Genomic DNA, 12,637 nt, shown 5'->3' with positions numbered 1-12,637 from the left:
CTCAGTGCGCGGCTTCAGCGATGTGGTGCGTTCCGATGCGCTTGCGGAACACCCAGTAGGTCCAACCCTGGTAGAGGAGGACGATCGGCGTGGCGATACCGGCACACCAGGTCATGATCTTCAAGGTGTACGGGCTGGAAGAGGCGTTGGTGACCGTCAGGCTCCAGTCGTCATTGAGCGTGGACGGCATGACGTTCGGGAACAGCGCCAGGAAGAGCATGGCGACCGAGGCCACGATGGTGACGCCGGACAGTGCGAACGACCATCCCTCGCGTCCGGCCTGATTGGCCACCAAAGCGGCGAGCAGTGCGGCGACCGCCACGACCATCGCCACCAGGCTCTTGCCGTCTCCCTTGTCGACCTGGGTCCACAGAAGGAAGACCACTGCCGCCGCAGCCGTCACCACTCCGACCCGAAGCGCCAGCTTCCGTGCCCGTTCCCGGATCTCCCCGACCGTCTTGAGCGCGGTGAACACCGTGCCGTGGAAGGTGAACAGCGTCAGCGTCACCACTCCGCCGAGCAGGGCGTACGGGTTGAACAGGTCCCAGAGGCCGCCGACGTAGTCGAAGTTCCGGTCGATCTTCACGCCGTGGACGATGTTGCCGAAGGCGACGCCCCACAGGAACGCCGGGATGAGCGAGGTCCAGAAGATCGCGGTCTCCCAGTTGCGCTGCCAGTTCTCCTCGGGTCGCTTGGCGCGGTACTCGAAGGCGACCCCGCGGACGATCAGGCAGACCAGGATGACCAGCAGCGGCAGGTAGAAGCCGGAGAAGAGGGTGGCGTACCACTCGGGGAAGGCGGCGAAGGTCGCCCCGCCCGCGGTGAGCAACCACACCTCATTGCCGTCCCAGACGGGACCGATGGTGTTGATCAGAACACGCTTCTCGACCCGGTCGCGGGCGAGCAGCTTGGTGAGGACGCCGACCCCGAAGTCGAAGCCCTCCAGGAAGAAGTAGCCGGTCCACAGGACGGCGATGAGCACGAACCAGACGTCGTGAAGTTCCATGACTTGAGCTCCCTTGGCCTAGCAGCGAGGCCTAGTACGAGAAGGCCATCGGCTTGTCGGCGTCACGGGCGTCGCCGCCGATCTTCGTGGGCGGGTTGAGGTCGGCCTCGGTGAGCTCGGGCGGGCCCGCCTTGATGTACTTCACCAGCAGCTTGACCTCGACGACAGCGAGGATGGCGTACAGGGTCGTGAAGGTGATCATCGAGATGAGGACCTCGGCCTGGGAGACGCCGGGGGAGACCGCGTGCCGGGTCTGCAGGACGCCGTAGACGACCCACGGCTGACGGCCCATCTCGGTGAAGATCCAGCCCCAGGAGTTGGCGATCAGGGGGAAGCCCAGGGTCCAGATCGCCACCAGCCAGTAGAGCCTGCCGAGCTTGGGGCTGAGGGCCTTGTTCTTGAAGAGGACCAGGTGCGGCACCTCGTCCTCGCCGACCCTCAGGTGCTGCGGCAGCATGAACTTCTTGCGGGTCAGCCAGAGTCCGGCAAGGCCGATGGCGAAGGACGCCATGCCGAAGCCGATCATCCAGCGGAACGCCCAGAAGGTGACGGGGATGTTGGGCCGGTAGTCGCCGGGCCCGTACTTCTGCTGTTCGGCCTTGTTGACGTCGTTGATGCCGGGGATGTACGAGGTGAAGTCGTCGTTGGCGAGGAAGGACAGCAGGCCCGGGATCTCGATAGCCACGGTGTTGTGGCCCTTCTCCACGTCGCCGTAGGCGAAGATCGAGAAGGGCGCCGAGTCCTGGCCGTCCCACAGCGCCTCGGCGGCCGCCATCTTCATCGGCTGCTGCTTGAACATGACCTTGCCGAGGGTGTCACCGCTGATGGCGGTGAGCATGCCGGCGATGACCACGGTGACCAGGCCGAGCCGCAGCGAGGTCTTCATCACGGGGATGTGCTTCTTGCGGAACAGATGGAAGGCCGCGATGCCGACCATGAAGGCGCCACCGGTGAGGAAGGTCGCCGACATCGTGTGGAAGACCTGGGCCAGCGTGGTGTTCTGGGTCAGCACCGCCCAGAAGTCGGTGAGTTCGGCACGGCCCTTCTCCTTGTTGATCCGGTAGCCGACCGGGTGCTGCATCCAGGAGTTGGCCGCGAGGATGAAGTACGCCGACAGGATCGTGCCGATCGAGACCATCCAGATACAGGCCAGGTGGATCTTCTTGGGAAGCTTGTCCCAGCCGAAGATCCACAGACCGATGAAGGTCGACTCGAAGAAGAAGGCGATCAGCGCCTCGAAGGCGAGCGGAGCGCCGAAGACATCGCCGACGAAGCGCGAGTAGTCGGACCAGTTCATGCCGAACTGGAACTCCTGCACGATGCCGGTGACCACACCCATCGCGATGTTGATCAGGAAGAGCTTGCCCCAGAACTTGGTGGCCCTGAGGTACTTCTCGTTCTCCGTACGCACCCAGGCGGTCTGGAGGCCGGCCGTGAGGGCGGCCAGGGAGATCGTCAGGGGGACGAACAGGAAGTGGTAGACGGTGGTGATGCCGAACTGCCAGCGCGCCAGGGTCTCCGGCGCCAGAGCCAGGTCCACGTCGCCGCTCCTTACCTCACAGGCTTGTGGAACATATGCGTGCGAAGCGTTCGCTTGTGAAAGCGTTCACATTCACAAGCCAGTATGCCGCACCTGCTTTCGATAGACGACGGGGGGTCCCGATTACCGCCGGGAACCCCCCTGTTGAACCGTCCTGACCTGCGCGCACGCGCGGCCGGTGTGAGCTAGAGCTCCTTACGGAAGGCCTCCGCCACCTTCAGGAGGATGTCGTTCGCCTCGGTCTCGCCGACCGTGACCCGCACACCCTCGCCCGGGAACGGACGTACGACCACGCCGTGCTGTTCGCACGCCGCCGCGAAGTCGACCGTGCGCTCCCCCAGCCGCAGCCACACGAAGTTGGCCTGGGACTCCGGCACCGTCCAGCCCTGGGCGCGCAGCCCCTCCACCACACGGTTGCGCTCGCAGACCAGCGAGCCGACCCGGCCGAGCAGTTCGTCCTCGGCCCGCAGCGAGGCGATCGCCGCCTCCTGCGCGAGCTGGCTGACTCCAAAAGGCACCGCCGTCTTGCGCAGTGCCGCCGCCACCGGCTCATGGGCGATCGCGAAGCCGACACGCAGGCCCGCTAGGCCGTACGCCTTGGAGAAGGTGCGCAGCACACAGACGTTCGGCCGGGTGCGGTACAGCTCCACGCCGTCCGGCACCTCGGGGTCGCGGATGAACTCGCGGTAGGCCTCGTCGAGCACCACCAGCACATCGCTCGGCACCCGGTCGAGGAACCGTTCCAGCTCGGCCCGCCTCACCACCGTGCCCGTCGGGTTGTTGGGGTTGCAGACGAAGATCAGCCGGGTGCGGTCGGTGATCGCGTCGGCCATCGCGTCCAGGTCGTGCACATCGCCCGCCGTCAGCGGCACCTTCACCGAGGTCGCGCCGCTGATCTGCGTGATGATCGGGTACGCCTCGAAGGACCGCCAGGCGTAGATCACCTCGTCACCGGGGCCCGAGGTCGCCTGGATCAGCTGCTGGGCGACACCGACCGAGCCGGTGCCGGTGGCGAGGTCGGAGAGCGGGACACCGAACCGCTCGGAGAGTTCGTTCATCAGGCCGGTGCAGGCCATGTCCGGGTAGCGGTTGAAGGAGGAGACCGCGGCCGTCACGGTCTCCAGCACGCCCGGCAGCGGTGGATACGGGTTCTCGTTGGAGGACAGCTTGTAGGCCACCGGACCGCCGGCCGCGGCCGGCTTGCCCGGCTTGTAGGTGGGGATACCCTCCAGCTCGGCGCGCAGCTTGGGGCTCGTCTCGCTCACCGCAGTCCTCCTCATGACCACCGACTCATGACCGCCGACTCATGGGCAGCCGACTCATGGACAGCCGACTCATGGCAGCCGACTCTGGCAGCGGCTTCCAATACTGCTCACCCTATGAGGATTGGGCGCCCGTGCGTACCGGTGCGGAGGCACGTAGCGCCAGTACCCCGCGCGCCCCATCTGCCCCACTGGCATCACGGGCATCGTCGTACGAAGCCAGGCGAATCGGGGGGCGCGGTCAGATATATCTATGCGCCGGTGGTTCGCGCCGTGGCGCGCATCACCCGTCAAGGTGAGTTGAGACCTCTTCGAAACATCGGGGACTTGGCAGGCCCATGCGTGCCGACAAGTTACGTAGTGCCATTGGATCGTTTAACTGGCTTTGTTTCTCAGCCAGTTGACATGAAATGACCTTGCAGAAACGTGCCTGTCAACGCGTGCATATGCGTCCGCCCTACCCCACCGCATGAGCCCTACTATCGGCTCGCCATGACAGCAGCAGGGAAGCACCAGGTGAGCCGCGCGGAAACCTCACGTCGAGGCAGTCGGCCGGGCCGGGCGGGCATCAGAGACGTGGCCGCCGCCGCCGGAGTCTCCATCACGACCGTCTCCGATGCCCTGAACGGCAAGGGCAGGCTCCCGGACGCCACCCGCCGCCATGTCAGGGAGGTCGCCGACCGGCTGGGATACCGGCCCTCCGCCGCGGCCAGAACGCTCCGTACCGGCAAGTCAGGACTCATCGGCCTGACCGTGACGACGTACGGGGATGAACCTTTCACCTTCACCGAGTTCGCCTACTTCGCCGAGATGGCACGGGCCGCCACCTCCGCCGCGCTCGCCCGCGGTTACGCCCTCGTCATCCTGCCCGCGACCTCGCGCCACGACGTGTGGTCGAACGTCGCACTGGACGGCACCGTGGTCATCGACCCGTCCGACCAGGACCCGGTCGTCAGCGAACTGGTCCGGCAGGGTCTACCGGTGGTCTCCGACGGCCGCCCGGCGGGCGCGCTCCCGGTCACCGCGTGGGTCGACAACGACCACGAGGCCGCCGTACTCGGCATCCTCGACCATCTGGCCGACGCCGGCGCCCGCCGCATCGGCCTGCTGACCGGGACGACGACGGACACGTACACCCATCTGTCGACCACCGCGTATCTGCGCTGGTGCGAGCGGGTGGGCCAGGATCCGGTCTACGAGGCCTACCCCGCGCACGATCCATGCGCGGGTGCCGTCGCCGCCGACCGGCTGCTCGCCCGCCCCGACCGACCGGACGCCGTCTACGGCCTGTTCGACCCCAACGGCACCGACCTGCTCGCCGCCGCCCGCCGCTACGGACTGCGCGTCCCGGACGACCTGCTGATCGTCTGCTGCAGCGAGTCCACGGTGTACGCCAGCACCGAGCCGCCCGTCACCACGCTCTCCCTCAAGCCGCGCCGGATCGGCACGGCCGTGGTCCAGCTCCTCATCGACGCCATCGAGGGGGTCGAATCGGACCAACCGGTCGAGCAGGTGATGCCGACGGAGCTGATCGTGCGCACCTCGTCCCAGCGTCGGGCCCCGCGCACGACGGTCAGCCCGCCACGGTCGCCCGAGGAGAAGTAGCCGGAAGCGGCCGGCCGGTGGTCGAAGCCCGGCCCAATCGGGGCGAATGCCGCGGTGAACAGGAGTCTTGCTCCGATTCACCACCCCTGGGTCATCACATGGCGCGATCCGCATTCCTATGATGGGCCCACGACACCGCGGGCCGCTGCGACCAGGCAGTCCGAAGCGGTGCAGATGCGGCGCGATGGTGGAGGGGTCTGATGACTCAGGGGGCCGGTCAGGGACCCGAGGTGGAGCGCACGGCGGTGCTGCGCGACTTCCGGGTGCCCGCGTACGTCAACGAGACCGGCCCGTACGGCCACAGCACACACCCAGGCGACGTCGTACCGGCCCACGAGGAGGCGTACCCGGAGGGGTACACCCCCACCGAGCAGGACCTGCCCGTCATCCACCACGGTGACGAGCTCCAGGCGGCCGCCGACCCCGCGTCCCATGCGGTGGACGGTCCCGGTCCGCTGTTCGTCGTCGGCGACGTCCACGGCTATCTCGACGAGCTGTTGGCCGCACTCCAGGAGAAGGGCCTCGTCGACGAGGCGGGCAACTGGAGCGCGGGCACCGCCCGGCTGTGGTTCCTCGGCGACTTCACCGACCGCGGCCCCGACGGCATCGGCGTCATCGACCTCGTGATGCGACTGTCCGCGGAGGCCGCAGCGGCCGGCGGCTACTGCAAGGCCCTCATGGGCAACCACGAACTGCTGCTGATCGGCGCCAAGCGGTTCGGCGACACCCCCGTCAACTCCGGCGCCGGCACCGCCACCTTCCAGGCGGCCTGGCTGCTCAACGGCGGCCAGAAGACCGATATGGACCGCCTCCAGGACCACCATCTGCAGTGGATGGCACGACTGGACGCGGTCGAGGAGGTCGACGGACATCTGCTCGTGCACTCCGACACCACCGCTTACCTCGACTACGGCGACTCGATCGAGGCGGTCAACGACACCGTCCGCGAGACCCTCACGCGCAACGACGCGGACGAGGTGTGGGATCTGTTCCGCAAGTTCACCAAGCGCTTCTCCTTCCGCGACGAGGGCGGAGCCGACCATGTGCGCTCGCTGCTCGATATGTACGGCGGCACCCGCATCGTTCACGGCCACAGCCCGATTCCCTATCTGCTCGGCGAAGTGGGCTCCGAGGACGACGAGGACGAATCCGGTCCGGTGGTCGAGGGACCGCACGTCTACGCCGACGGACTGGCCATCGCGATGGACGGTGGGGTGACCATGGCCGGAAAACTGCTGGTCCAGCAACTTCCCCTGGATATCTGAACGTTCACAGGGCAGTCGTCTCCCTATGCCGGACTGACCGGAGACCGCGCAGGCCAGAGGCCAATTTCTGGAAACCCCCTGTCACCCTGTGCCGTCACCGCTCTACCATCTGCTTATCCGTAGCAGGCTCCCCTCCGTTTCTGCCCGACGGCTCGTTGGCATGCGAGCCCCAAGCCCTACGGAGCATCGGGGGATGCACATGAACAGCGTTCCGCAGCACCTGCACAGCGAGGACCGCCAGGAGTACGAGCGGATCCTCGATGAGGCGCTGCGCTCCGCACCACACCGTCCCGAACTGGCCGCTGTCGGACAGCGGCTGAATCCCGAACAGCTGCGCACCATGGCGCTGAACGCCACCGCACTCATCACGGCGGCCGCGGCGACCGAGTACCAGCACTACGTGAAGGTCCGCGAGGAACAGCGCCGTCCGGCGCCGTCCACCCTGTCGTCCGTGCACGAACCCGGCCCCGCCGAGTCGGGCACGGGTGCGATGGGGCTCGCCACCACCATGGGAGAGGTCGCCGAGACCGCCGGTGCGGGCGCCGTCGCCGTCGCCGCCGTCCTGACACCTGTCCTCGCCGGCATCGCAGCGGCGATCTTCCTGCTCGTGGGCTACATCCTCCAGATGCTCAGTCCGCCGCCGGCGTTCGCCCACGCGATGATCACTATCGGATGGGTGTTCGGTGCCCTGACCGCGGTCGCGATCCTCGTCGCCGCCGGCGGCCTGCTGCTCACCGCCCTGCGAAACCGGCCCTCGCCGGACGCGGGATACGGCGAGCTCAGCGGGGAGGTGGCGCGGGCCAGGGACGCCTGGCGCGAAGCCCTGCTGGAACGCGGCATCCTCCCCTTCCTCAGGGAAGCGCTGGCCGACCCCGGCACCGCCGCTCTGCACCACACGGCACCGCCCGCACCGACCAGCCGTATGCCCAACCTCGGCTACGACCGCCCTGGCTTCAGCAGCCCGGACGACGGAGCCTCCGGTGCCCGCCCGAGTTTCAGCAGCCCGGACTACACCAGCCCGGACTTCGGGGGGCCGGAACACCAGCCGGAGTGACACCCGGTCGAGCCCCTCGGCTTGCGCCCCCACCACGGGGAGCGCAAGCCGAAGACCCGGCTGCGCGCCGCCTGCCTGTGCGTCGCCTTCGGAGGTCCGCGTTCGCCTACGGCAGTCCGCGTGTCGCGTTCGTCAGTCGGCGTCTCGCCTTCGTCAGTCGGCGATCGGCAGATACACCCGGTTGCCCGCCGCCGCGAACTCCTTCGACTTCTGGGCCATTCCCTCCTCGATCTCCCCCTGACTGTCGCCGTGGCGTCGGCGGATGTCCTGGGAGATCTTCATGGAAGACAGGTTCAGACCGGAGTCGGTCTGCGCGCATCTTCACGCCAAGGTCGCTCCATCGCACGAAGGGCGCGTGGGTCGGCAGTCAACTACGCGGGAGGAGCGAATGGATTCCCGCTGGGCGCCGACGGAGCATTCCACCATGATTCGGGCGGCGGGACAGGAACCCAGTCCTCTCCACGGTGCTCCAACCACCACCTGCCAATCTTGTGGAACTTCTCTTCGAATTCGCGATCCCAGGAAAGGAAACCGGTGATAGGTGCCCGCAGGCTGGTACGGCGGCCGTCCGCTTCGTAGATCACGACGGTCCGGGTCCCGAGGACATACTCGATGCGGATGACTTGGACTTCGGCCCACTGGATGGTCCGGCGTCGGAGGTTGTGCACGATGGCTGTCGACTGCGAGAGCGTGATGCCGAAATGCCTATTCATGATCAGCGGCACGAACAGCAGGGCGGCCCACGTACCGGACGTCCCTGCCACCTCAGCGCCCGATGGCGCCCCAGCCACCCACTCCCAGATGTGCGTGCCCATGACGACGACGAAGAGAGGCAAGACAGGCAGCACGCGTTGCAGACGCGTCGACCGGTAACGGAGGGCTTCCGGCGGCAGAGCCCCGGCCTGTGATCGCTCCACGAACCCCACCCCTCGCACGATGCGGCCACCGCAGGCGCGTGATCGCCAAGGCAGGATTGCGTATCCGGGACACCCTGTCCATCCGCCTCCGCCTGGAAAAATCAGGTCCGCGTTTCCGACTTGGATGGGGACCAGTCGGAAACGCGGCCCGTCACACGCGGGTCTCAGTCCGCGAGCGGCAAATACACCCGGTTCCCGCTCGCCGCGAACTCCTTCGACTTCTGCAGCATCCCCTCAGCGACCTCCTCAGCCGTCGCCCCCGCAGCCGCCGTACCGCCGAACTGCTTTGTGATGCTTTGGCTAATCTTCATCGAGCAGAACTTCGGGCCGCACATGGAGCAGAAGTGGGCCGTCTTGGCCGGTTCGGCCGGGAGGGTCTCGTCGTGGAACTCACGGGCCGTGTCCGGGTCCAGGGCGAGGTTGAACTGGTCCTCCCACCGGAACTCGAAGCGGGCGTCGGAGAGGGCGTCGTCCCATTCCTGGGCGCCTGGGTGTCCCTTGGCGAGGTCGGCCGCGTGGGCCGCGATCTTATAGGTGATGACACCGGTCTTGACGTCGTCCCGGTTGGGCAGGCCCAGGTGCTCCTTGGGCGTGACGTAGCAGAGCATCGCGGTGCCCCACCAGGCGATCATCGCGGCGCCGATACCTGAGGTGATGTGGTCGTAGGCCGGCGCGATGTCGGTGGTCAGCGGGCCGAGCGTATAGAAGGGAGCTTCCTCACAGATCTCCTGCTGAAGCTCGATGTTCTCCTTGATCTTGTGCATCGGGACATGTCCCGGGCCCTCGATCATGGTCTGTACGTTGAAACGCTTCGCGATCGTGTTGAGTTCCCCGAGCGTGCGCAACTCCGCGAACTGCGCCTCGTCGTTGGCGTCCGCGATCGAACCGGGCCTGAGGCCGTCACCCAGCGAGTACGTGACGTCATAGGCGGCGAGGATCTCGCAGAGCTCCTCGAAGTTCTCGTAGAGGAACGACTCCTTGTGGTGTGCGAGGCACCAGGCCGCCATGATCGAGCCACCGCGCGAGACGATGCCCGTCTTGCGGTTGGCCGTCAGCGGTACGTACGGCAGCCGGACGCCCGCGTGGACCGTCATGTAGTCGACGCCCTGCTCGGCCTGCTCGATGACCGTGTCCTTGTAGATCTCCCAGGTCAGTTCCTCGGCGCGGCCGTCGACCTTCTCCAGCGCCTGGTAGAGCGGCACCGTGCCGATGGGGACGGGGGAGTTGCGCAGCACCCACTCGCGGGTGGTGTGGATGTTGCGGCCGGTGGACAGGTCCATGACCGTGTCGGCGCCCCAGCGGGTCGCCCAGGTCATCTTCTCGACCTCCTCCTCGATTGAGGAGGTGACCGCGGAGTTGCCGATGTTGGCGTTGACCTTCACCAGGAACCGCTTACCGATGATCATCGGCTCGATCTCCGGGTGGTTGACGTTCGCCGGGAGCACCGCACGGCCCGCAGCGATCTCCTCCCGGACCACCTCGGGTTCGACGCTCTCCCGGATGGCGACGTACTCCATCTCCGGTGTGATCTCACCGCGGCGGGCGTAAGCGAGCTGTGTGACCGCGTTGCCGTCGCGGCTGCGGCGCGGCTGGCGTGGCCGCCCCGGGAACACCGCGTCGAGGTTGCGCAGGCCACCGCGTGGTGAGGTGTGCTTGATCCCGTCGTCCTCGGGGCGCGAGGGACGGCCCGCGTACTCCTCGGTGTCGCCGCGGGCGATGATCCAGTTCTCCCGCAGCGGCACAAGGCCCCGGCGGACGTCCGTCTCGGTGAACGGATCGGTGTACGGGCCCGACGTGTCGTACAGCGTGACCGACTGCCCGTTGGTGAGGTGCACCTGGCGGACCGGCACCCGGAGATCGGGGCGCGAGCCCTCTGGGCCCGTCACGTACCCCTTGTGCCAGCCGATGGACGTCCCGGCCTCCTCGTCGATCTGCTCGGAGGCAGGCGTGCGCGCGTCCTTGATGGTCATGAGACCTACTCCCTACGCCGGCATTACCCGGTAACAGGTTCGGCGGTCGACGCAGCGGTTTCCGTCTGCCGACGTTTCGTGGGGAACGTCACTCACTTGACGTGATGTTCCACGTGAAACATCGCTGGGACGGAGGTCAGCGCCCTCTCAGCCCGGTGCTCCGAGCTCCCGCGTGTACAAAGTTGCCACCACGCTAGCGTCAATTCGGGCGCGGTGAACAGAGGGCCCCTGTCGTTCTTGCGATGATCGGTCGGTGACCACGACGCATCAGCCTCCGTACCCGCCCCCCGAGCCTCCGCGCCGTCCGGGCCCCGGAAACGGCCCCCGGCTTGGGCCCGGCAGTGGCTCCCCCAGTGGCCCCAGGGGTGGCGGCGCCGACGGCTGGCACGAGCACGAGCACAGCGGTGGGCACGGTTACGGCCACGAGCAGGACGCTGGTGGCGGTGGCTATGGCAGCGGTGACGACGGTGACGACAGCCGTCACGGCGGTCGTGGTGGAGGCGATGACAGCCACGGGCACGGACCCGGCGACGGGCCCGTGCATGCGAGCGGTCCCGGGTCCGGCGGCGGCGGTGGACCCGGCCACTCGCACGGTCACAGCCATAACCACGGCCCGGCGGCGCCCGTCTCCAAGCACCTGCGCAAGGTCATCGCGGCGATCCTGATCCCCTTCGGTGTGGCCGTCGTGGTGGGGCTCGCGGTGCTCTGGCCCGGTGGAGCTCCAGCACACGAACGGACCGGTGTCGGCTTCGACCGGCAGACCCAGCAGGCCACGGTCAGCAAGGTCGTGAGCGTCAGCTGCAAGTCGGTGAACGCCTCGGGGGAGACCCCGACCGGGGACACCTCCACCGCCGAGGGCTCCTCCGCCGAGCAGCAGGCGAACGGCACCTGCAAGAAGGCGACGATCCGGGTCGACACCGGCAAGGACAACGGCCGCACCTTCACGGAGATCGTCCAGCCGGACCAGTCGAGGCAGTTGCACGAGGGCGAGAAGGTCGTGGTCGCGTACGAGCCCTCCGCGCCCCGGGACTTGCAGTACTCGGTCACCGACGTGAATCGCAGGCTCCCGATGGGGCTGCTCGCCGGCATCTTCGCACTCGCCGTCGTGGTCGTCGGACGGCTGCGCGGAGTCATGGCGCTGGTCGCGCTGGCCATCAGCTTCATGGTGCTGAACTTCTTCATCCTGCCGGCGATCCTGCAGGGCTCGAACCCGCTGCTCGTGGCGGTGATCGGGGCGAGCGCCATCATGCTGATCGCCCTCTACCTGTGCCACGGTCTTTCGGCGAGAACCTCCGTGGCGGTCCTCGGCACGCTGATCTCCCTGGTGCTGATCGGCGTTCTCGGCTCGCAGTTCATCGGCTGGGCCGCGCTCACCGGCAACACGGACGACAACACCGGGCTCATCCATGGTCTGTATCCGTCGATCGACATGAGTGGTCTGCTGCTCGCCGGCGTCATCATCGGCTCGCTCGGTGTACTCGACGATGTGACGGTCACCCAGACCTCGGCGGTCTGGGAACTGCACGAGGCCAACCCGGCGATGGGCTGGCGCGGGCTGTACCGCGCCGGTATCCGGATCGGCCGCGACCACATCGCGTCCGTGGTCAACACGCTCGTCCTCGCCTACGCGGGCGCCGCGCTGCCGCTGCTGCTGCTCTTCTCGATCGCCCAGTCCAGCGTGGGCGCTGTCGCCAACAGCGAGCTGGTGGCGGAGGAGATCGTGCGCACACTGGTCGGCTCGATCGGCCTCGTCGCCTCGGTTCCGGTCACCACAGCCCTGGCGGCGCTGGTCGTCTCCGCCGACCGTGCGGGGTCGGAGACGGCGGGGGCGGACGCGGGGGCAGTAGCGGGGGTCCCTGCGGCCGTACCGGCGACGAGCGCGAGCGCGGGGACAGCCGGTGGCCGACCGGCTCCGGCCCGGGGCGGGAAGGGACGACGGCGCAGGCACTGAGAGGGGCCCAGGCCGGGGTCTGCGGGCTCGCCCGGCTCTCGGACTTCTGGACCTCCGGGCTCCTCGG

General features: G+C 67.7%; 9 protein-coding genes, 1 pseudogene and 1 riboswitch. Of the genes and pseudogenes, 4 read left to right on the top strand and 6 right to left on the bottom strand.

The genetic code is table 11. The annotated features are described in order from the left end of the window. Position 1 precedes the first annotated feature (1 nt). The 3 genes from cydB to hisC form a co-directional block, all read right to left on the bottom strand. Complete coding sequence (gene cydB / locus ACI2L1_RS05890; RefSeq protein WP_404738052.1) at positions 2 to 1,006, bottom strand: cytochrome d ubiquinol oxidase subunit II; 1,005 nt, start codon at positions 1,004 to 1,006, stop codon at positions 2 to 4. A 31-nt stretch (positions 1,007 to 1,037) separates the two neighbouring features. Further along, positions 1,038 to 2,546, bottom strand: coding sequence for a cytochrome ubiquinol oxidase subunit I (locus ACI2L1_RS05885; protein WP_404738051.1), 1,509 nt, complete (start codon positions 2,544 to 2,546; stop codon positions 1,038 to 1,040). A gap of 185 nt (positions 2,547 to 2,731) precedes the next feature. Further along, the gene (hisC, locus tag ACI2L1_RS05880) at positions 2,732 to 3,811 is read right to left on the bottom strand and encodes a histidinol-phosphate transaminase (protein ID WP_404738050.1); all 1,080 of its coding nucleotides are present in this window, start codon (positions 3,809 to 3,811) and stop codon (positions 2,732 to 2,734) included. A gap of 489 nt (positions 3,812 to 4,300) precedes the next feature. Here hisC and ACI2L1_RS05875 point away from each other — a divergent pair, with 489 nt between their 5' ends. The 3 genes from ACI2L1_RS05875 (at position 4,301) to ACI2L1_RS05865 (ending at position 7,732) form a co-directional block, all read left to right on the top strand. Further along, on the top strand, positions 4,301 to 5,413 hold the full coding sequence (locus ACI2L1_RS05875; RefSeq protein WP_404738049.1) for a LacI family DNA-binding transcriptional regulator: 1,113 nt from the start codon (positions 4,301 to 4,303) through the stop codon (positions 5,411 to 5,413). A gap of 200 nt (positions 5,414 to 5,613) precedes the next feature. Next, on the top strand, positions 5,614 to 6,678 hold the full coding sequence (locus ACI2L1_RS05870) for a metallophosphoesterase (RefSeq protein WP_404738048.1): 1,065 nt from the start codon (positions 5,614 to 5,616) through the stop codon (positions 6,676 to 6,678). A 193-nt stretch (positions 6,679 to 6,871) separates the two neighbouring features. After that, on the top strand, positions 6,872 to 7,732 hold the full coding sequence (locus ACI2L1_RS05865) for a hypothetical protein (protein ID WP_404738047.1): 861 nt from the start codon (positions 6,872 to 6,874) through the stop codon (positions 7,730 to 7,732). 153 nt (positions 7,733 to 7,885) lie between these two features. On the opposite strand, the pseudogene ACI2L1_RS05860 reads toward ACI2L1_RS05865, so the two are convergent. The 3 genes and pseudogenes from ACI2L1_RS05860 to thiC form a co-directional block, all read right to left on the bottom strand. After that, a pseudogene (locus tag ACI2L1_RS05860) lies at positions 7,886 to 8,032 on the bottom strand (thiamine biosynthesis protein ThiC); the annotation flags it as partial. A 71-nt stretch (positions 8,033 to 8,103) separates the two neighbouring features. Next, entirely contained in the window at positions 8,104 to 8,658 is a 555-nt protein-coding gene (locus tag ACI2L1_RS05855; protein WP_404738046.1) for a hypothetical protein, read from the bottom strand. A gap of 155 nt (positions 8,659 to 8,813) precedes the next feature. Continuing rightward, a complete protein-coding gene (gene thiC / locus ACI2L1_RS05850; RefSeq protein WP_404738045.1) occupies positions 8,814 to 10,619 on the bottom strand; it encodes a phosphomethylpyrimidine synthase ThiC in 1,806 nt (601 codons plus the stop codon). Continuing rightward, positions 10,612 to 10,801, bottom strand: a riboswitch (TPP riboswitch). It overlaps the preceding gene by 8 nt. A 71-nt stretch (positions 10,802 to 10,872) precedes the next feature. Here thiC and ACI2L1_RS05845 point away from each other — a divergent pair. Continuing rightward, positions 10,873 to 12,570: a YibE/F family protein gene (locus ACI2L1_RS05845; RefSeq protein WP_404738044.1), complete on the top strand. Its 1,698-nt coding sequence runs from the start codon at positions 10,873 to 10,875 to the stop codon at positions 12,568 to 12,570. The last annotated feature ends 67 nt before the right edge of the window (positions 12,571 to 12,637 follow it).

The sequence above is a fragment of the Streptomyces sp. NPDC019531 genome (assembly GCF_044903305.1).
Classification (GTDB): domain Bacteria; phylum Actinomycetota; class Actinomycetes; order Streptomycetales; family Streptomycetaceae; genus Streptomyces.
Note: the sequence above shows the minus strand (reverse complement) of the source record. Positions and strands in the feature narration are given on the sequence as shown.